1 protein-coding gene is annotated in these 228 nt (G+C 26.8%); it reads right to left on the bottom strand.

The features are described from left to right. The coding region (locus tag SB659_RS20700; RefSeq protein WP_410551806.1) for a hypothetical protein at window positions 1-228 on the bottom strand (228 nt) is incomplete at both ends.

The raw sequence follows: 228 nt of genomic DNA, 5'->3' as shown, positions 1-228 counted from the left end.
GAAAGTTCCTCTAATAAGTGATAATCTTTTTTTGAACTCTCAGACATTTTAAGAAGAAAGGTATTTAATGATTTAAATTCTTCTGTCTGCGTTTTCATTAAGTTCATTGAAAGATTATCTTTAAGATTGAACTTTTTGATCTCATCTATAGCATGATAAAAAGGTTCAAGAATTTTTTTAGAAACCAGAACTCCTACAATAATGGTCAGAATAATAAGAAATACCATA

The organism is Arthrobacter sp. SIMBA_036, from assembly GCF_046535135.1.
GTDB lineage: Bacteria > Actinomycetota > Actinomycetes > Actinomycetales > Micrococcaceae > Arthrobacter.
This window is presented reverse-complemented; position numbering and strand designations above follow the sequence as displayed.